At 61.2% G+C, this 19,667-nt stretch carries 18 protein-coding genes; 10 read left to right on the top strand and 8 right to left on the bottom strand.

The genetic code is table 11. The features are described from left to right. Positions 1 to 11 precede the first annotated feature (11 nt). A complete protein-coding gene (locus OLZ32_RS24415; protein ID WP_264399602.1) occupies positions 12 to 659 on the top strand; it encodes a TRAP transporter small permease subunit in 648 nt (215 codons plus the stop codon). Then, on the top strand, positions 656 to 2,083 hold the full coding sequence (locus tag OLZ32_RS24420) for a TRAP transporter large permease (protein WP_003550984.1): 1,428 nt from the start codon (positions 656 to 658) through the stop codon (positions 2,081 to 2,083). Before OLZ32_RS24415 ends, OLZ32_RS24420 begins: the two co-directional genes overlap by 4 nt. A 677-nt stretch (positions 2,084 to 2,760) precedes the next feature. On the opposite strand, the gene OLZ32_RS24425 is transcribed toward OLZ32_RS24420, so the two are convergent. Then, the gene (locus OLZ32_RS24425; RefSeq protein ID WP_264399601.1) at positions 2,761 to 3,660 is read right to left on the bottom strand and encodes a helix-turn-helix transcriptional regulator; all 900 of its coding nucleotides are present in this window, start codon (positions 3,658 to 3,660) and stop codon (positions 2,761 to 2,763) included. A 238-nt stretch (positions 3,661 to 3,898) separates the two neighbouring features. Here OLZ32_RS24425 and OLZ32_RS24430 point away from each other — a divergent pair, with 238 nt between their 5' ends. The 8 genes from OLZ32_RS24430 (at position 3,899) to OLZ32_RS24465 (ending at position 12,474) form a co-directional block, all read left to right on the top strand. Next, positions 3,899 to 5,362, top strand: a complete 1,464-nt coding sequence (locus OLZ32_RS24430) for an aldehyde dehydrogenase (protein ID WP_264399600.1) — start codon at positions 3,899 to 3,901, stop codon at positions 5,360 to 5,362. Positions 5,363 to 5,427: 65 nt separating this feature from the next. Then, on the top strand, positions 5,428 to 6,747 hold the full coding sequence (locus tag OLZ32_RS24435) for an ABC transporter substrate-binding protein (protein ID WP_094087756.1): 1,320 nt from the start codon (positions 5,428 to 5,430) through the stop codon (positions 6,745 to 6,747). Positions 6,748 to 6,753: 6 nt separating this feature from the next. Further along, positions 6,754 to 7,509 carry an ABC transporter ATP-binding protein gene (locus OLZ32_RS24440; protein ID WP_222284540.1) on the top strand — a complete coding sequence of 252 codons (756 nt, stop codon included), beginning with the start codon at positions 6,754 to 6,756 and terminating at the stop codon, positions 7,507 to 7,509. Then, complete coding sequence (locus tag OLZ32_RS24445) at positions 7,506 to 8,234, top strand: ABC transporter ATP-binding protein (RefSeq protein ID WP_164051418.1); 729 nt, start codon at positions 7,506 to 7,508, stop codon at positions 8,232 to 8,234. The genes OLZ32_RS24440 and OLZ32_RS24445 overlap by 4 nt, the downstream gene beginning before the upstream one ends. Then, positions 8,231 to 9,145, top strand: a complete 915-nt coding sequence (locus OLZ32_RS24450) for a branched-chain amino acid ABC transporter permease (protein ID WP_264423237.1) — start codon at positions 8,231 to 8,233, stop codon at positions 9,143 to 9,145. Before OLZ32_RS24445 ends, OLZ32_RS24450 begins: the two co-directional genes overlap by 4 nt. Continuing rightward, positions 9,142 to 10,179: a branched-chain amino acid ABC transporter permease gene (locus OLZ32_RS24455; RefSeq protein WP_264423239.1), complete on the top strand. Its 1,038-nt coding sequence runs from the start codon at positions 9,142 to 9,144 to the stop codon at positions 10,177 to 10,179. Before OLZ32_RS24450 ends, OLZ32_RS24455 begins: the two co-directional genes overlap by 4 nt. A gap of 40 nt (positions 10,180 to 10,219) precedes the next feature. Beyond that, entirely contained in the window at positions 10,220 to 11,005 is a 786-nt protein-coding gene (locus tag OLZ32_RS24460) for a coniferyl-alcohol dehydrogenase (protein WP_264423241.1), read from the top strand. 23 nt (positions 11,006 to 11,028) lie between these two features. Beyond that, positions 11,029 to 12,474: an aldehyde dehydrogenase gene (locus OLZ32_RS24465; RefSeq protein ID WP_264423243.1), complete on the top strand. Its 1,446-nt coding sequence runs from the start codon at positions 11,029 to 11,031 to the stop codon at positions 12,472 to 12,474. A gap of 155 nt (positions 12,475 to 12,629) precedes the next feature. Here the strand turns inward: OLZ32_RS24465 and OLZ32_RS24470 are convergent, their stop codons facing one another. From OLZ32_RS24470 to OLZ32_RS24500, 7 genes are read right to left on the bottom strand one after another with little or no spacing between them, the layout of a single operon-like run. Continuing rightward, positions 12,630 to 13,808: a hypothetical protein gene (locus OLZ32_RS24470; RefSeq protein ID WP_264423245.1), complete on the bottom strand. Its 1,179-nt coding sequence runs from the start codon at positions 13,806 to 13,808 to the stop codon at positions 12,630 to 12,632. Further along, positions 13,805 to 14,551, bottom strand: coding sequence for a GAD-like domain-containing protein (locus OLZ32_RS24475; protein ID WP_264423247.1), 747 nt, complete (start codon positions 14,549 to 14,551; stop codon positions 13,805 to 13,807). The genes OLZ32_RS24470 and OLZ32_RS24475 overlap by 4 nt, the downstream gene beginning before the upstream one ends. 35 nt (positions 14,552 to 14,586) lie before the next feature. Next, positions 14,587 to 15,480: a hypothetical protein gene (locus OLZ32_RS24480; protein ID WP_264423249.1), complete on the bottom strand. Its 894-nt coding sequence runs from the start codon at positions 15,478 to 15,480 to the stop codon at positions 14,587 to 14,589. Then, complete coding sequence (locus OLZ32_RS24485) at positions 15,419 to 15,901, bottom strand: hypothetical protein (RefSeq protein ID WP_264423252.1); 483 nt, start codon at positions 15,899 to 15,901, stop codon at positions 15,419 to 15,421. The genes OLZ32_RS24480 and OLZ32_RS24485 overlap by 62 nt, the downstream gene beginning before the upstream one ends. A gap of 36 nt (positions 15,902 to 15,937) precedes the next feature. Next, positions 15,938 to 17,050: a hypothetical protein gene (locus tag OLZ32_RS24490; protein WP_264423254.1), complete on the bottom strand. Its 1,113-nt coding sequence runs from the start codon at positions 17,048 to 17,050 to the stop codon at positions 15,938 to 15,940. Continuing rightward, positions 17,050 to 18,552: a DUF4150 domain-containing protein gene (locus OLZ32_RS24495; RefSeq protein ID WP_264399591.1), complete on the bottom strand. Its 1,503-nt coding sequence runs from the start codon at positions 18,550 to 18,552 to the stop codon at positions 17,050 to 17,052. The genes OLZ32_RS24490 and OLZ32_RS24495 overlap by 1 nt, the downstream gene beginning before the upstream one ends. Next, entirely contained in the window at positions 18,549 to 19,658 is a 1,110-nt protein-coding gene (locus OLZ32_RS24500) for a DUF2169 family type VI secretion system accessory protein (protein ID WP_264423256.1), read from the bottom strand. The genes OLZ32_RS24495 and OLZ32_RS24500 overlap by 4 nt, the downstream gene beginning before the upstream one ends. Positions 19,659 to 19,667: the final 9 nt, after the last annotated feature.

Raw genomic sequence — 19,667 nt, forward strand, 5'->3', positions numbered from 1 at the left:
GAGGCGCTTGCATGCTCCGTTACATTGCATTCGCCGACGATTTGTCGGCGTGGTTCGGCAAGGTGTTCGCGTGGGGGATACTCATCATGGCCTTCGGCGTCGGCTATGAGGTTGTTGCACGCTACCTCTTTCGCGCGCCGACCCCCTGGGCCTTCGATCTGAGCTACATGCTCTATGGAACGATCTTCATGATGGCGGGAGCGTATACCCTCTCGCGTGATGGCCATGTGCGCGGCGACTTCATCTACCGGCTCTGGAAACCGCGCACGCAGGCCAGGCTGGAACTGGTGTTGTACTTCATCTTTTTCTTTCCCGGTATAACCGCGCTTGTGTTCTCGGGCTGGAAATATGCCGCACGCAGTTGGCGCTACCTGGAGGTCAGTTCCAACAGTCCCGCCGGTGTGCCGATCTTCCAGTTCAAGGCCGTGATCGTCGCCGCCGGCATTCTCCTGTTCCTGCAGGGCGTGGCGCAGGTCTTCCGCTGCATTCTCTGCATAAGGATGGGCGAATGGCCGAAGCAGGCCGAAGATGTCGAAGAACTGGAAAAGGTACTACTGGAAACAAAAAGCCTGGACGTGCTCAAGTCCGAGGACGAGGGTTTCCTTCCGTCGCGGGAACTTGACGCTGGACGTGAACCACGGGATCGGGACGCTCAATGACGGATGCACATATCGCCGTCGGGATGCTCCTCATCCTAATCCTCACCATCTTCCTCGGCTTCCCGGTGGCGTTCACCTTGATGGCTCTGGGTGTCGGCTTCGGATACTATGCCTATTTCGATGCCGGCCGCATGTGGCGCGGCTATGACCGCGCGCTCGAATCCGGCGGCGATGCCTTTACACTGGCGGAGACCTGGATCGGCGGTTTCTTCAACAACCGGATCTTCGATCTGTTCGTCAACCAGACCTACTCGGTCATCCAGAACGACGTGCTGACGGCTATCCCGCTGTTCCTGTTCATGGGCTACATCGTCGAGCGAGCCAACATCGTCGATCGGCTGTTCTCGACGCTATTCAGCGTCACGCGCCGGGTGCCCGGCTCGATGGCGGTCGCCGCCCTGGTCACCTGCACACTCTTTGCCACGGCAACCGGCATCGTCGGGGCCGTGGTGACGTTGATGGGACTGCTCGCCCTACCAGCGATGCTGAAGGCAAAGTATGACGTGCGCTACGCGACGGGCGTGATCTGCGCGGGCGGAACGCTCGGGATCCTGATCCCGCCTTCCATCCTGCTGATCGTCTATGCGGCCACCTCCGGGATCTCGGTTGTCCGAATGTATGCGGCGGCGCTCCTGCCCGGCCTCGCCCTGGCCGGGTTTTATCTCATCTATGTCGTGGTGCGAGCAATCCTGCAGCCGCAACTGGCGCCGCGGCCAACGAAAGAAGATGTGGGCGAGCACACGCCGGTCCAACTCGCCTGGATGATGCTTACATCCTTCGCGCCGCTTGCCTTTCTGATTCTTGCGGTGCTGGGTGCCATTCTCTTTGGCCTGGCAACGCCGTCGGAAGCCGCCGCAATCGGCGCATTGGGGGGACTGGCGCTTGCTGCGGCCTATCGGGCGTTGACCTGGCAGCGACTGAAGGAGTCGGTGTATCTGACGGCGCGAACGACCGCGATGGTCTGCTGGTTGTTCGTCGGTTCGGCGACCTTCGCATCGGTATTCGCCTATCTCGGCGGCCAACAGTTCATCAGTGACTTCGTGACCGGCCTGGATATGTCGCCGCTGATGTTCCTGATCCTGGCCCAGATCATCATCTTCATTCTCGGCTGGCCTCTGGAATGGACTGAAATCATCGTCATCTTCATCCCGATCTTCATTCCGCTGCTGCCGCATTTCGGGATCGATCCGCTGTTCTTCGGTATCCTCGTGGCAATCAACCTGCAGACGGCCTTCCTATCACCACCCATGGCGATGTCGGCATACTACTTGAAGGGCGTCTCGCCTCCGCATGTCAAACTGACCGACATCTTCCGCGGCATGATGCCGTATATGTTGATCGTCATTCTCTGCATGGTGGTCATCTATCTGTTCCCGAGCATCGTCTACATGCTGCCGAATCTACTCTATGGAGGACAGAGATGACGCAGTGTCTGGCCCATTCCGAAAGGATAGACCGATGAACAGAAGCCGGTTTTTTGCGATATTTGCATTCGTGACGCTTGTCGCGTTCTGCGCGGTCATCCTGGCGTTTGTTCCACGGTTCGATTTGGCCGCTGCACTGCTGATCGGGATTGTCCCTGCGGGGTACGACATCTGGGATCAGCTCCTTCGGCGACGCCCGTCGAAATCGTCTGGATAGACTGCAATCGTTCAACCGCCGCCCTTTCGTGACGGCAATCCGCTGCAAAAAGCCCGTTGGTCCATCGACCTACGGGCTCTTGGCTTGGAAATTGATCACCCATGGCCCCTCCCTGTGAAAGCGAGAGGCACCGTCGTTACGCGAACTTCCGGTTAACTCGCGTCGAGAGGGCGTCGGTGCGCGACGTCCGCGATGAGCGCCAAATCGAGCCGTACGTCATACTCGTGGTCTACGACTGCTCCGGGCCGATCCCGGACCTTCGCACCGAGGCCTCGCATGTCCGCTCTCGTACTAGGTGTCCTCGCAGCGGACGGTCCGCCGTCGGCCCCAAATCGGTCATTCCTTCAAGCCCGGGCAACGACTGCTCCTGGCGCACGGCAGTCCTACACGGCTTGCGATTCCGGCAGCATGATTGTGTGACCCAAGATTGGCAAGCCATTGCTTTGACCAATGCCCGAGCCTAAGGCCAATCCGCATAACCCGAGGACAGCATACTGTTTTCCGAGCCGGCCGAAGCGCGGGCGATCTCGCGGTAGCCGGCGGGTGAAAGGCCGGTCTTGCGTTTGAAGAAATGGCTGAAATAGGTCGGGTCGCGAAAGCCGAGGCTGTCGGAGATTTCCTGGATATTGCGGGCCGATCGCTCCAATCTCAGCTTTGCCTCCTGCACCACGCGCTCGTGCAGGAGCTGGATCGGCGAGCGCCCAAGCGCCCTTTGGCAGGTGGAATGCAGCCGGTCGGCTGTGACGCCCAGTTCCGCGGCGTAGTCGCTGATCGGCCGGTGCTGGCGGAAACCGGCCTCGACGAGTTGCCGATATCTCTGCAGGATCGATCCCACTTCTCCCTGCCCGCGCTGCTCGCTTCTCTCGCCATCGGAGCCGCGCCAAAGCGCCATCAGGATGAGCCTGATATAGGCGGATGCGACCATCCAGGAAGAGCGGGAGGGATCGCCCAGTTCCCGTACGAAGCCGGAGATCAGCGGGCTGATTTCGGCCACAGCTGAGGGATCCAAGGCCTCGACCAGCTTGCGCTGTTCGGTGAAGATGCGCAGCGAATAGGATTCGACCTTGTCGCCGATCGCATCGACCATGATCTGCGGCGAAGCGCCTACCAGATGAGCCGCGGTTCCGGCTGATATCGACAGGTCGCACCGCGCCTCTGGCGGCAGGAAGGCAAGCAGCGGTCCGTGCAGCGGCCGATGTTCGCCATCGTCGAAATGAAGCTCCCCACTCCCCTCGCCGAGCAGAAGGAAATGGTGGAAATCGGCATAGATCCCTTTTTGGAAACGGATACGCCGGTGCGACAGCGACGGAGCGTGCCACTCGCCCCTGGCATAGTGATGAATCCCTCCGTCCGTCGCCACCGCTTCCACCTCCGTTCCCACATCAAACAATGCTGATATCACCGGATAATTACAATATTAACCCAATAAATCGCATTCCATCCGTGCCAGATCGGCGTAACCTTTTCTCCATCGGCCTTTGGGAGGAGGCTCTTCAACAGATGCAGGAACGGTCAGGCGGCCCTCGTGGCGTCGCGTCCGCTCGTTTTCTCCCATGGCAACAATGCAAGCGCCATCACGTGGAACCAACGCGTGGGGAATGGGTGGAACAGTGTTTTCGGCAAAGCTGATGATCAACAACGAGGCGATGGATGCTTCCGAAGGGGCTACCTTCGAACGCATCGATCCGTTGACCGGCGATGTCGCCACGATCGCCTCGGCAGGAACCGTTGCCGACATGACAAGGGCAGCCAATGCGGCCGCGGCCGCTTTTCCGGACTGGTCGCAGACCGGCCCGGGCGAACGGCGCAGGCTCCTGAATGCCGCAGCCGACATCCTGGAGGCCCGCACACCCGAACTCGTTGCCGCCATGACCGTCGAAACCGGCGCCACCGCCCAATGGGCGGCGATCAATTGTGGGCTCGGCGCGGATATTCTTCGCGAGGCGGCGGCGATGACCACGCAGATATCCGGCGAGATCATTCCTTCCGGCATTCCGGGAAGCCTTGCCATGGCGGTCCGCCAACCGGCAGGCGTCTGTGTCGGCATTGCCCCCTGGAATGCACCTATTATTCTCGGAGCCCGCGCCGTTGCCATGCCGCTGGCCTGCGGCAACACCGTCGTCCTGAAGGCTTCCGAACTCTGCCCGAAGACCCATGGCCTGATCGGCGACATTCTGTGTGACGCCGGCTTTCCGCGCGGCGTCGTCAATGTCGTCTCCAACGCGCCGAGCGATGCCGCCGCCGTCGTCGATGCGCTGATCGCCCATCCGGCCGTGCGCCGCATCAACTTCACCGGCTCCACCCGTGTCGGCCGGATCATTGCCGAATCCGGTGCAAGGCATCTCAAGCGCTGCCTGCTCGAACTCGGCGGCAAGGCGCCGTTCATCGTCCTTGCCGATGCCGATATCGACGAGGCCGTGCGTGCCGCCGCCTTCGGCGCCTTCATGAACCAGGGCCAGATCTGCATGTCGACCGAACGGATCATCCTGATGGACGAGATCGCCGACAGCTTCGTCGGCAAGTTCCGGACGAAAGCCGCAACCCTCGTCGCCGGCAATCCCAAGGACGGCAACACGCCGCTCGGCACGCTGATCAACACTGAGGCCGTCCGCCGCGTTAGGTCGCTCGTCGATGATGCCCTGCAGAAGGGCGCGGTCCTCGTCTGCGGCGGCCAGGCCAACGGCACGCTGATGGACGCGACGGTCATCGATCACGTGACGCCTGCCATGCGCATCTACCGCGAGGAGAGCTTTGGACCGGTCGCGGCGATCGTCCGGGTCGGCAGCGTCGACGAGGCCGTGACGGTTGCCAACGACAATGAATACGGGCTGTCGGCCGCCGTCTTCAGCGCCGACGTCAATGCAGCACTTGCCGTTGCCATGCGGCTTGAATCCGGCATCTGCCACATCAACGAATCCACAGTTTCCGACGAGCCGCAAATGCCCTTCGGCGGCGTCAAATCAAGCGGCTACGGCCGCTTTGGCGGCAAGGCCGCGATCGATGAATTCACCGAGCTCAGATGGATCACCATGGCCTCGGGAAAACGGCACTACCCGATCTAATAGATCGGCCGACATGAACAATGGGAACGGGCTGGGAGGCCCGATCAAGAGGGAGGAATGATTTCATGAACGGCATTTTCCGCAACGGAAAAATCAACGCGGCATCGCTGAGCCGCCGCTCTTTCATCGCATCGACCGTGGCGGGCGGTGCGGCGCTGGCGCTTTCCGGCCGCACGGCCTTCGCTCAGAGCGGCGATACGCTGAAGGTCGGCTTCATCAGCCCGCGCACCGGCCCTCTCGGCGGCTTCGGCGAAACGGACGGCTATGTGCTCGAGCTGGCGCGCAAGGCGCTGGCGAACGGCCTTCAGGCGGGCGGCAAGACCTGGAAGGTGGAGATTCTCGACCAGGACACCCAGTCCGATCCCTCGCGTGCCGGCCAGCTGGCGAAGGACCTGATCAACAACCAGGCGATCGACCTGATGCTTGCCGTCTCGACGCCCGAAACCATCAATCCGGTGGCCGACGCCTGCGAAGCGGCCGGCATTCCCTGCCTCTCGACGGTCATGCCCTGGGAAGCCTGGTATTTCGGCCGCGGCGCCAAGCCGGGCGCACCCTCGCCGTTCAAGTGGACCTATCATTTCGGCTTCGGCGTCGAAGAGTTCCACAAGGCCTATGTTTCGCAATGGAACCTGATCGAGACCAACAAGAAGGTCGGCGTCATGTATCCCAACGACGCCGACGGCAATGCGATCCGCACCCATCTGGCGCCGGCGCTTTCCAAGGCCGGCTTCACCATCGTCGATCCCGGAGCCTATGAAACCGGAACCACCGACTTTACCGCGCAGATCGCTCTCTTCAGGCAGGAGGGCGTGGAGATCTTCAATTCGTTCCCGATACCGCCCGACTTCGCCGCCTTCTGGCGTCAGGCCGCACAGCAGGGCCTCACCCAGCAGATCAAGATCTGCCAGATCGCCAAGACCGGCCTGTTTCCCTCCGACATCGAGGCGCTCGGCGACCTCGGCCTGAACATCGGCAGCGCCGCATACTGGCACAAGGCCTTCCCCTACAAATCCACGCTGACCGGCGTATCGGGAACCGAACTCGCCGACGGCTATGAAACGGCAAGCGGCAAGCAGTGGACGCAGCAGCTCGGCGCCAGCCTTGCGCTTCTCGACGCCGGCTTCGATGCGCTGAAAGCCAGTACCGACGTCAAGAGCAAGGAGGCTGTGGCCAAAGCGATCAGCACGCTGAAGACCACCACCATCGCCGGCAAGGTCGACTTTACCAGCGGCCCCGTCGCCAACGTCTCTCCCGGACCGATCATCGGCACGCAATGGGTGAAAGCGCCGGAAGGCTCGAAATTCGCGCTCGACTATGTCGTCACCGAAAACGCCACCGACCCCAATGTCCCGGTCGGCGCCAAGCTCACCGCTTACAACGGGTAACGCACAGTGCTGCAGCGGGAAGCTCAAAGACGGCCGGGGGGAGCCTTTCTCTCGGCCAAGGGGATCCACAAGCGGTTCGGCGCGCTGGTGGTGCTGGAGAATCTGGATTTTTCCATGGGCGATGGCGAGGCGATCGGCATTGTCGGGCCGAACGGCGCTGGCAAGACGACCCTGCTCAGCGTGCTCGCCGGCGCCTTCCCGCCGAATGAGGGAAGCATCACCTTCGACGGCGTCGACGTCACGCGCCGGACGGCGGCGGAGCGCTGCCGCTCCGGGCTCGTCCGGACCCACCAGATTCCCAAACCCTTCGGCGGCATGACGACGTTCGAAAATGTCTTCGTCGCCGCATCGCACGGCAATGCCGCAAGCCGCGACGAGGCCTATGAGCGCGTGGTCGATTCGCTTTCGCTCTGCGGCATGCTTGGCGTCGCCAACCGCCCCGCCGACACGCTCGGCCTGCTGGACCGCAAACGGCTGGAGCTTGCCCGTGCGCTTGCCACGCAGCCAAGGTTGCTGCTGCTCGACGAGATCGGCGGCGGCCTGACGGATGGCGAGGCGAGCGAACTGGTGGAAACCATCCTGGAACTGCGCCGCCGCGGCATCGGCATCGTCTGGATCGAGCATATCGTTCATATCCTCCTGCAGGTGGCGGAGCGGCTGATCTGCATGGACGCCGGCAGGATCATCGCCGATGGCGAACCGAAAACGGTCATGAGCGATGCGGAGGTGGTCAAGGCCTATCTCGGAGGGACACCCGCATGAGCCTTCTCTCCATCCGCGACCTCGACGTCCGCCACGGCCTGCTCCAGGCGGTGCGCGGCGTCAGTTTCGATCTTGCCAAGGGCGAGGTGCTGGCGCTGGTCGGCGCAAATGGCGCGGGCAAGACGACGCTGCTCAGATCGATCGCCGGCGCCCATCTGCCATCCTCCGGCCGCGTCCTCCTCAACGATGAAGATCTGGCTGCCGTGCCGTCCCATAAGCGGATCGCCAAGGGCATCGCCCTGGTGCCGGAAGGCCGGCGTCTGTTTTCGCAGATGACGGTGGAGGAAAACCTGCTTCTCGGAAAGAGCTCCGGCCGCAAGGGCGAGTGGAGCATCGACCGCGTCCTCGACGCTTTTCCGAACCTGAAACCCCGCCGTCACGCTAAAACGGGGCACCTCTCGGGCGGGGAACAGCAGGCAACCGCCATCGGCCGGGCGCTGATGAGCAATCCCGATATTCTTCTCCTGGACGAGGTCTCGCTCGGGCTTTCGCCTCTGGTCGTCGATCGCGTCTACGCCCAGTTGCAGGCCTTGCTCACCTCGGGAACGACCATTGTGCTCGTCGAGCAGGATCTCGCCCGCGCCATGAGCGTCGCAAACCGTGTCATCTGCATGCTGGAAGGACGCATCGTCCTCGACCGGCCGGCCGCGGCCGTCACGCGCGAACATGTCACCCAGGCCTATTTCGGATTGCACCGGACATCCGGCGAAAGGAGCGCATCGTGATCAACACCCTGCTCCAGGGCATTCTGCTCGGCGGCTACTACGCCGTCATCGCCTGCGGATTGTCCTTCATGTTCTCGGTCATGCGGATCATCAATCTCGCGCATGGCAGCCTGGCGGTCGCAGCCGCTTACGGGCTGTGGCTGCTCGCCGCCAAAGCCGGAATTCCGCCCTTCGCCGGCCTGCTGATCGTGCTGCCGGTCATGGCGGCGGCCGGCTGGCTGTTGCAGCGCTTCATTCTGGAGCGCAGCGCCCGCGGCGGCACGCTGCTGCCGATTCTGACGACCTTCGGCCTGTCGATCGTCATCGACAATCTGCTGTTCGAGCAGTTCGGCGCCGACACCCGCTCGCTCGCGCCGTTCATCGGCAACCTGTCCTATGCATCCTGGCAACTGCCTGGCCACATCTACGTCGGCAAGCTTGCCGTCATGATGATGGTGACGGCAATCCTCGTTCTCGGCGGGCTGCAGTTCTTCCTGAGCCGCTTTGCGCTCGGTCGCGCGATCCGCGCCACGGCGGAAGATCCCGATACGGCGGGGCTGGTCGGCATCGATGCCCGCAGGGTAAACGCCGTCGCCACCGCGATCACTATGGTCACGGTCGGGATCGCCGGTGCGTTTCTCGGGATGCGGGCAACCTTCAGCGCCTATTCCGGCGGCCCGCAGCTTCTCTTTGCCTTCGAGGCGGCCGTCATCGGCGGAGCGGGATCGTTATGGGGCACGCTTGCCGGCGGCATCGTTCTCGGCCTTGCCCAATCGCTCGGCGCGCAATTGCATCCGCAAGGCTTCCTGATCGGCGGCCATGCCGTGTTCCTGCTGGTGCTTTTCGTCAGGCTATCCCGGTTCGGCATGCCGGTTTTTGACAAACTTGTCTCCTCTCTCAAAATGCGCACCCGTCTCCGGAGCCCGACATGAGCCCCAACGCGACCCTTGCCTCCAACGGAATATCGATAGAACGCTGGACGAAGGCGTCACGGGTGGCGCTCGGCTGCATGGCCGCGGTGCTCGTCCTGCTGATGTTTGCCCCCGCTGTCCTCGGCGCCGGCGCGATCGACCGCATGACGGCCCTGTTCATCTACGTGATCCTTGCCGCCATGTGGAATGCGCTTGCCGGTTTCGGTGGGCTGGTCTCGGTCGGCCAGCAGGTGTTCTTCGGCCTCGGCGCCTATTTCACCATCCGGCTTGCGGATGCGGGGCTCAATCCCTTCGTCTCGCTCTTTGCCGCCGCGATCGTGACCGGCGCGCTGTCGATCCCGCTTTCACTGTTCATGCTGCGCCTGAAGGGTGGCGAGTTCGCGATCGGCATGTGGGTTATCGCGGAACTCGCCCACCTGCTGGTCAACCTCGACCGGCTGATCCAGGGGGAAACGGGAACTTCGCTGATCTCGCTCAACGTCTATGACGGCGCGACGCGGCGGGCAACGATCTACTGGCTCGCCTTGATAGCCATGGCCGCCCTGCTGGGTGCTCTCTTCATGCTGATGCGCAGCCGCGCCGGTGCGGCCATGCAGGCGATCCGCGACAATGAGGAAGCGGCAACCTCGGTCGGCGTGCGGGTGATCGCAACCAAGAGGCTGCTCTTCGTGCTCGCCGCCTTCGGCATCGCGGTCGCCGGAGGCCTGTGGCTGGCGACCGCCACGACCTTCCAGCCGAAGACCTATTTCAGCGTTCAATGGACGGCCTACATGATCTTCATGGTGCTGGTCGGCGGGATCGGCAAGTTCGAAGGCGCGATCCTCGGCGCCATCCTGTTCTTCGTGATCGAGACCGTCTTCGGCGGAGCCGGCGTCTGGTACCTGATCGGCCTCGGCGCCACGGCTTTGATTTTCTCGCTCTACCTGCCGCGCGGCCTTTGGGGCGAAATCGAACGCCGCTTCGATTTTCAACTTCTGCCGGTCGGCTACCGGCTGAAATTGCCCGGTCCGCATAAAATCAAATGGGAAGAATGAGCCGGCTTGCTTCCGAATTCTGTTGTGAAAGGTGACGTTCATGCTTTTTGGTAAAACAATCCTGGTGACCGGCGTGGCTTCCGGCATTGGCGCCCGCACGGCGGAATTGGCCGGCCAGATGGGCGCCGAGGTTCTCGGCGTCGATGTCCGCGAGCCGGCCAGCGGAAGTGCCGCCTTCATCAAGGGCGATCTCTCCACGGCATCAGGCGTAGCCGAGATCGTCGCGCAGCTTCCGGTGCGCCTCGACGCGCTCGCCAATGTCGCCGGCCTTTCCGGCAACACCGGTGTCGTCTCGACGCTCGCCGTCAATTTCTACGGGCTTCGCGCCCTGTCGGAAGCCGTGGTACCCCGCCTGCGCGAAGGCGGTGCCATCGTCAACGTCGCCTCGATCGCCGGCTATGGCTGGCGCGCCAACCTCGAGCGGGCAAAGTCGCTGACATCAATTGAAGGCTTTCCCGAGGTGGCGGCGGTAGTCACTGAGCACGGCCTCAAGGATGAGGAAGGTTACCCGCTCTCCAAGGAACTGCTGCTGCTCTGGACAATGCGTGCCGCCCATCAGCCGCTGTTCAAAAACCGCGGCATCCGGGTGAACGCGGTGAGCCCCGGGCCGGTGGAAACGCCGATCCTCAAGCAGTTCCGCGCCGTGCTCGGCGACGCCAAGGTCGACAGCGACATCACCCGCGTCGGCCGCGCCGGCACCTCCGCCGATATCGCGCCTGCCGTGCTCTTCCTCTGCTCGGATGGCGGGCGCTGGATCAACGGCGCCAATCTTGCCGTCGACGGCGGCCTCGAAGCTTCCATCAACGCCGAAGTCCTCGGCTTCTAGTTCTTGTCCCAAGGAGACCTCCGATGAATATTTCCCTCCTCATCAACGGCGCAGACCGCGCGGCCTCCGGCGGCCGCACCTATGATCGCATCGATCCCTTCACCGAGAAGCTCGCAAGCCGCGCCGCCGCGGCAAGCCTGGATGATGCTGCCGCTGCCGTCGATGCCGCCAGCGCCGCCTTCGGCGCCTGGTCGAAGACCGGCCCCGGCCAGCGCCGCGCGATCCTGATGAAGGCCGCCGACATCATGGATTCCAAGGTGGGCGAGTTTACCCAATTGGTGATCGAGGAAACGGGCGCCACCGCGCCCTGGGCCGGCTTCAATGTCATGTTCGCCGCCAACATCCTGCGCGAGGCCGGCGCCATGACCACGCAGATATCAGGCGAAATCATCCCTTCCGACAAACCCGGCACTCTCGCCATGGGCGTTCGCCAGGCTGCGGGCGTCTGCCTGGCAATTGCCCCCTGGAATGCGCCGGTCATCCTCGCCACCCGCGCCATCGCCATGCCGATCGCCTGCGGCAATACCGTCGTCCTCAAGGCCTCCGAACAATGCCCCGGCACGCACCGGCTGATTGCGACGGCACTGACCGAAGCCGGCCTGCCCGCCGGCGTCGTCAATGTCATCACCAACGCGCCGGAGGATGCGCCTGAGATCGTCGCCGCGCTGATTGCCCATCCGGCCGTCAAACGCGTGAATTTCACCGGATCGACCAAGGTCGGCAAGATCATCGCCGAGACCTGCGGCAGGCATCTCAAACCCGCCCTCCTCGAACTCGGCGGCAAGGCGCCGCTGGTCATTCTCGACGACGCCGATATCGACGGTGCCGTCAATGCCGCCATTTTCGGCGCCTTCATGAATCAGGGCCAGATCTGCATGTCGACGGAACGCATCATCGTCGACGAGACGATCGCCGACCAGTTCGTCGCCAAACTGGCCGCCCGCGCCAGCCAGCTCCCGGCCGGCGATCCGCGCGGCCACGTTGTTCTCGGTTCGCTGATCAGCCTCGACGCGGCGAAGAAAATGGATGAGCTGATTGCCGATGCGACCGCCAAGGGGGCAAAGCTCGTGGCCGGCGGCAAGCGCTCGGGAACCGTGGTCGAGGCGACGCTGCTCGATCACGTCACGCCCGAGATGCGCGTCTATGCGGAAGAATCCTTCGGCCCGGTGAAGCCGATCATTCGCGTCTCCGGCGAGGAAGAAGCAATCCGCATCGCCAACGACAGCGAATACGGCCTGTCGTCGGCCATCTTCAGCCGGAATGTCCAGCGGGCAATGGCCGTTGCGGCACGGATCGAATCCGGCATCTGCCACATCAATGGCCCGACCGTGCACGACGAGGCGCAAATGCCCTTCGGCGGCGTCAAGGGCAGCGGCTATGGCCGTTTCGGCGGCAAGGCGGCGATCGCCGAATTCACCGATCTGCGCTGGATCACGGTCGAGGATTCCGCCCAGCACTATCCTTTCTGAGCCGGTTTTACAGTTGTTGCCGTGCCACGACGCCATTGCGGTCGTGGCACAGCCTATGCTCAGACCGGCGAAAGGGATTTCGCACCGCCCTTGGGAAGATGCTTCAGCGCTTCGAGATGCCGTGGCGGCGACCGGCTACCGCGATCGATCCGAATTCAGCTCTCCAACCATTGAACGATGAGCTTGGCTGCCGCCCGCTTGCGGCCCACACGAATGTCAGCGGCGCCGGTGTCGAAATCCAGGCCGTTTTTCTCCCGCACCTGTCTCAGCCATGTCGGAAAGGCATGAAGATTTCCACGCCCGAGAACGGGGAAACCGAGATCGTTCCGGTAGATCTTTGTTTCGCTTTCCGAGAACTCTCCGCGCTCGATGGTGCGTGCGTTCAGTTCCCACTGCCAGTCCGGGTTCGGCCGGATCTGCAATCGTACGACGTTCCTGGCGATCAACGGATGGCCTTCGGTGCCGCGCAGCGGGATCGCAATATGGATTTCCCAGTCCTCGTCGTCGCCAAATGGCAGGCCCAGCCTTTGCGCCAGGGCGACGGATTCGGTGGCATTGCGGCGCGCAAACTCAATGTCCTTGAGCTGCCGCGCCAGCGAGCGGAAACGCTCTTCGTCAGGCTCGATATCCGGCAGGACTGTCTCGATATAACGGTGCAATATCGCCAGTTGCTCGACGCGCCGCATAAGATCATATTTGCCCTCGATCATATCGGCAACAAGCTCGGCGCGGGTTGCCCTGTTGAGCAGGCAGATAAACACCGTGCCCCAGAAGCTGAGGTTGGTGACGTCGTAGAGATCTTCGCCATAACGTCGGTCGTGGCGATAGCCGAGATGCTGGAAAACCTCGAGAATGCGCACCGCCTCGTCGGCAAAGGGAACAAACTTTGCCTTCTTGTCGCGCTGGGCAGGCATCGTCGTATAATTGCCGACCTGCGCGATGAGCTTGAGCCGCGCCTTCAGCGCCTTGGCCGAAATCGTCTCGCCGCTGGGCAAGGCTCCGGTATCGTCAAAACCGAACACGAACAGCAATTTGTGCCGCCGCGACATCGGGATGACGCCGCCAAGATCGAGAAACGGCAGCATGCGCCGATAGGCCTCGAGCAGCAGCGGCATTTCCTTGTCTCCGACAGAGGGTGCGCCGCCGGCAATGCGCATGAAATGGAAATAGAAATCGATCTGCTCGTTCGGATCGAGCAGCCCGGAAACTTTGGTCGCCAGAGGCCCGATACGATAATGATTGGCAGGCCAAAATTTCCCCTGGCGCCGGTCGGCAAAGGCTTCGTTCTCGTCGGCAATGAATGTCCGCAACAGCTTTGCGTCGGCGTCGGTCATGGTGTGTCCCTATCGATCAGACGGTCGTGTCCGATCGTACGGACAGCCTCGAGATGTCCAAAGGGTCCTCGGCCACCCTGCTTCGGATCGATATAGCGTTCGAGCGTAAAGGATCCTATCTGCGCCAGAACGCCCAGATATTCGATGAAGCCGCCGATTGAAAAATCCCTGGCAGCGCCATCGCCGCCGAGGCGGAAATGCGGGACCATGGTATAGACCTGATCGACACTGATCGGCCCGAGCCGCCGGCGAACCGCATCGAAAACGGGCTTGCCGGTTGTAGCATCCACCCAGCCACGACCATCGAAAACGCTGGCGTCCACGGCGGCAGCTACCGCCATATCGTCGTCGAAGGGAGGTACGCCTTCAATGACGTGGGTGGTAATGTCTGTGGTGGTGACGGTGCCGAGATTCATCTTGAGCGTGATCAGCTTGAACTTCGGATGCCAGACGCTGACTTCGCCGAACGCATCACGCATGAAGGGCACCATTCTTGCGGCGTCGAATTCCGGATCGCCTGCAAACAGCGCATGCAGGACAGGCATGATCGGCTCAGGATCGCAGATCCAGAAAAGACCGTCGCGCCATTGCCCGCGACCATGCTCAATCCAGAAATCAACCATCGCGTCAGGCAGCTTCCCGCGATAGCCCTCAGCCTGCGAAGCAGCAACCGCCATACCGTCTTTGAGCGGTCCGAATTCATCCAATATTTCCTGTAAGGGGCGCCGGGGGGTAGCAGACATATTGGCTCCAGATGCTCATCAGCCGCTCGATATGGTCAGGGCGATCCTTTGTCGCCGCCACCCTTGAACGGCCTCTGAGAAAGCTCTTTCGGAATGTCGTACTGATTCCAACCCTGATCATCGAATGTGTAATAGCGAAGCCCGTAGTCGAACACGTAGAGCTTGTCGTTTTGAACGAAGATCGCGCTCGGCTGCAGTACGAAGGGGGCAGAGCGCATCTTCACCTTGGGCGCGAATGGCTTTGCAAAATGGCCATCGAACCGGAACAGTTCGGTGCCGGTTGCAAGGATCAGTTCGTTGCGCCAGCGAACGCCGTCCTTGAAATTCTTCTCGCGGTCGGCAATGGACGAGATGTCGGTAAAGCCGGCTTGCGGACTGCCCTTCATCACCAGGCCATCGGAACCGATGACATAGTCGGCTTCGGGGCCATCGCTCTCGACATCGGCGACGTAGGAATAGGCGGGAAGAGATCGAGCGATGCGATCCGGCAATGCCTGCTGCTTCCAGGCGCCGGGCTGCCCGGTGAAAAGTGTTTTCAGGCGCGGATAGCTGTCCAATTCGGAATAAAGTTTTTTCTGAAGCTCAAATTCCTCCTCCTCCGACATATCCTCCCGATAAAGAGGGTGGCCGGGATAGAGATTGAAATGCCGCGTATTCGCCGCCTGCGTGGCGACGATGAAAATATCGCCGTTCTGATTGGTCCCGAGGATCGTCCAATCGGGCACCTTATAAGGATATTCCGTCTGCAGCGGCGGGGAGACATCCTGCCAGGACTTGTCCTTACCAAGCTTCAGAAAACCTTCGCCGCCCGCAACCAGCCATTGATCCCCGACCGGCAGAATGGAGGTGAATAGGATCTCGGGTGCATCATCGGATTCGGCCTGGGTCCCGGGAATGACCGAATGCTCCGCGCCTTTGGGACTGATCACATAAATGTCGCCGTTCAGGCTGAGCGTCACATAAGATGCCTACGTCATCGGTTCGCGGCACGACCCTGACATCCCGCAATTCCCGCCGCACATCGAGGCGCGAGAATGTCTGCGCTTCCGCGTCGCGCGTCAGGATGATGGTATAGGGATCGTCCCAGCGCGGGCCGCCAATCAAAAGCGCAAAATATCGATCATCCGCCATGGCCGCGGCATAAAGCGTTGGCTCCCATGCTCCGTAGAGCTCCTCGAAATCTTCTTCCTCAGTGGCGGTAATTTCCGCTTCGGCCTCGGAAATCCTCCTGGACTCGTGGGGTTTGCCTCGCGCTTCAAAAAACACTGCTGCGGTCAGTCGTACCTCCTTCAAATCGCGATCAGGGACTTTCTCCGCATCCCGGTGGCTGTACTGACGATGTCCGCCCATGAACAGGTATGGCTGCAAGGATACGATAGACGAGCCCTATTGTCTGGCAGGCAAGCCTTTGAACTCGCGTTGCAGAAGTGACGGCGGGATCTCGTACCAATCCCAGGATTGCCCGTCCCACCTGCACACGCCATGCTTCCTGTCGAAATATATCAGCGTGTTATCGAAAGATTGAATTTTCAGAGGTGCAGGAATATTTCGGTTTATAGCTGCGGAATTTAGTTTGGGTTTCACGATGCCAAGCTTATGGCCGTCAAATCGGCGAAGACCGTCGTCTGTGGCCGCAAAAAGCTCCGAACGACACCACGCGGCACTGAACAATGTTTCCGTATCCCCGAGGAAGCCGACCTTCTCAAATCCTACTTCGATGGTTCCCTGCAGGATCAGACCTCCCCCGCCCAAAAACCAAATACGCTGCTCCGGGTCGCGGTATAGCCCTCTAATCACGCAATCTTCGGGGAGGGATAATCGTGAGAAACCGCCGTCGAGATAATGATACACGCGTTGGATGCGTGGCCTTGTAACGCGCTCGGACCGTTGTTCCTTCATCATCTTCAGGAACTGCTCCGGGCTGACATTTTCCCAGCTTTTGGGATCGAGCTGCGCAGCGCTTGGTGCAGAATAAGGTCTTTGAACACTTTCGACGATGAGCGAACCGTCCAAGGAAATCGCCTTTCCAAAATGTTCGGCCTCATAACCGACCTCACGGGATTTGTTCGCAGAAAGCCGTTGCCATGTTCCAAAGCCCTCTCTGCGATAGAGTTGACGGCTATCCCCGACAACATATTGGCTATGTCCATCTACGACCAGCGTATGGACTGCCCCAAAACCCTCAGCATCTTCGCTGAGAATCCCAGCTCCGGGGATCTTCGATCGCTCCGCATGCTCGTCCTTCAACACATAGACGTCGCCCTCGTTGCTGAGCGCTACCGGGACATGGTCTTCCGTAGGATCGGCTCCCATATAGCTGATATCGACGATCTCGCGCTGAACATCCGTTCTGCTCCACGGCTGAGAAAATCGCCCATCATAAGAAATGATCGCAGTAAATGGATCATCGTATTCAAGCTCGCCAACACATATCGCAAAGCGGTCGACATCAAATGCCACAGCGGCTTGAATTGTTGCCTTCCAGTCACTGCCGTTCATCAATAATGTCCCCTTCTCAGTACTGTTTCGGCTTCGCCGGACGGAAGTGGCCGTTCCCTCGTTCGCCCAGGAGCGGCAAATCCGGTTTTTGACGCGACCTGGCCTGTTGCCATGGCTGTAGCTAGCGCTTTGCATTCTTCCGGCAAATCCGGAATATCCTCGATCACTTTGATACTTTCAGCTAATATTGCCCCCATAGGCGCTGTCCCCGGTACAGGGCTTGCGAGTTCTGCAAACCGTTGTCGAAGTATTCCATGCAATCCTTCGCTATCGCTTCCGTGCTGCCGACTTAGCAAACAAATCGACATCCCCTGGTTAAGCGTCGGTGCGTTGGGAATACGATTCTCTGTGGAATCATATTCGGATTTGCCAGGTCGCCGCCCTAATCGATAGGCCATATCAGGAACGATATGGTGAGCATTGCCCCGACATATCGGCTCGATCTCCTCGTAGGGGCCAACAATGCATCGACGTTGTGAGCCTTCCTCATCAACGCGCGCACCCTGCGTCTGGGGTAGAGGTTGCGGTTGCTGCCGTTCTTCTGTCTCCTGCTGCCTCCGGCGTCGTGCGTTCTCTGCGCGCTCGGATCGGAACCACTCCTGAACGTCATCAACGTCGACGCCTTGCTCCTCAAGTTCGCGTGCCTTCCGGAAAAGCGCCCGTTCGAAATCATCTTGTGGCATTTCATCATACCACGGCATTGCCGTCGAGGTTGGCCACATACCCTCGATAAAAGCTCCGATACCAGTCATTGCCCTACCAAATCGGCCGAGCCTTCCGACCCATTTACCGACTTTGATGGTCGGCCGGGGTGGAGGCCTATTCCACTGTGGAACATTCGGCCGGATGACCTGCCCCGGGGGTCGCGGCACCGGGGCGGGTCGAACTGGCGCAGGAACCGTTTGAGGTACCGTCGCCGGTGCTGCCTGCGCATATTGTGCGCCCATCACCAGCAGCTCCGGCGAGGCATCGCTCATGATCTTGCCTTCATCGCTGCCGTTCCAGCGCAGCGATCCTCGGACAGGATCATCGTCTTTCGGCGGCGCATATGTCTGCGTCCCACGCACGAAGATCGCTTCGCCCTGCGTATTCCGATTGTTCATCCAGAAGCGGTCGAGATGCCGGATGACATGAGAACTCTCGGCACGCACCTGATCGGCATGCTCGATCGGTTCGCAAACATTTTCTACGGTGCCGGATTTGACACCCTTTCTCGTTCCCGGCGCATCGCCATGGACGTGCGTCGTACGGGATCGCATGACCATGGCCTTCTTGCCGGTGAAGAGGACGGAAGGCGTATATCCCATGTCGTGCCCGCAATAGTCGACGATCGGGTACGGGATGGGGACAACCGAGGAGCCGACCGGCGTCAGGCAAACATCCGGCGACAGCGAGACGATCTTTGCCTCGTCAAGATCACGCAAACCTTCGCGCGGCTGCTTCGTCGTCCAGGGCGCCGGATAGTCGGGTTCGCCGACATAGTTGTCGCGCGGGATGCTCATGCCGCAACCTCATCGGCGTCAGCATCGGCCGTCGCTTTGACTTGGACCCGCGTCAACGTCAGCGATGTTTCGCCTGCCTCCTGAAGGGGAAAGCGTGCCCGCCAGGTCAGCATCACGCGACTATCGTTCCGCCAGTCGAAATGCACGCCGTCCAGCGAGAGCACATACCACTCATCGCGCTCATGACCGACACATCGGACCCCCAGCGTGATTCCCGGAAGTCGCCCTGCGGCTAGGGCGAAGCTAGGGTGCAGATGATCCAGTTGGTAGTCTTCGTCCCCGATCAGATGCGGCACAACAACGAGATCCGGAAGAGCACATTGCCAGAAGCGTGCATCGAAATCCCTAGGCAGAAGCGGGTGGCGCTCGTTGAGCCAAGTATCGTCATAGGTGCCGGCATGTTGCTGGCGGGACCGCCACCAAGGTGACACGAGACCCAGTCCCTGGGGCACTGTTGGCTCGCGCCAGTTCAGCTTCTCGCCAGGCAACGTGATTTGTGGCGCCGCGACGCGCGCTTGATCCCAAGGCATGTCGAGATTGACGATGCCGCATCCGAGCGGATTACACGCTTCGACATCGGCGGGCGTTTCGTTTTCCGGGTCTCCGGTGCCGGGAATTTGGCCGCCATACGCCTTGCTCCAGCAAATCGGCACCGAAGACGCCGGCTCGGCTTCGGTCAGTTGCCAATCCGTCAACACGCGCTTTGCTTCCTTTGCCGAGAAGCCGGCCCATTTTTGCTTGACGACGGGGCGCCAGAAGCGCGCGCCATGGACTTCAAGCTTTTTGGAAAGCTGCCCGACGCGTAGGCCGACCTGCCATGAAGGTGCTGGCTCGCCGCCCGCGGCGTAAGCATTGCCGAGGAAAGTGATGTCGGTTCCGACCTTCTCTGGCGTGAGATCGGTCTGACGCAGGAGAGGACTGGCATGGGGATCGCCGTCATAGGCATCCTCCCACTGGAAGTCTTCCTGTTTCGAGGCGATGGCGAGCGCATCGCCCTGGCGGTGAACGAAAGTGCCGCGAACCGACACAACGCAATCCAAATCCCCATTCGCGTCGAATTGCCGGAAGGCCATAGCCGGAAAGGGAAGCCGGTTGATCAGGTCCAAGCGAACTTC

This window comes from Rhizobium acaciae, from assembly GCF_025941625.1.
GTDB classification, from domain to species: Bacteria; Pseudomonadota; Alphaproteobacteria; order Rhizobiales; family Rhizobiaceae; genus Rhizobium; species Rhizobium acaciae.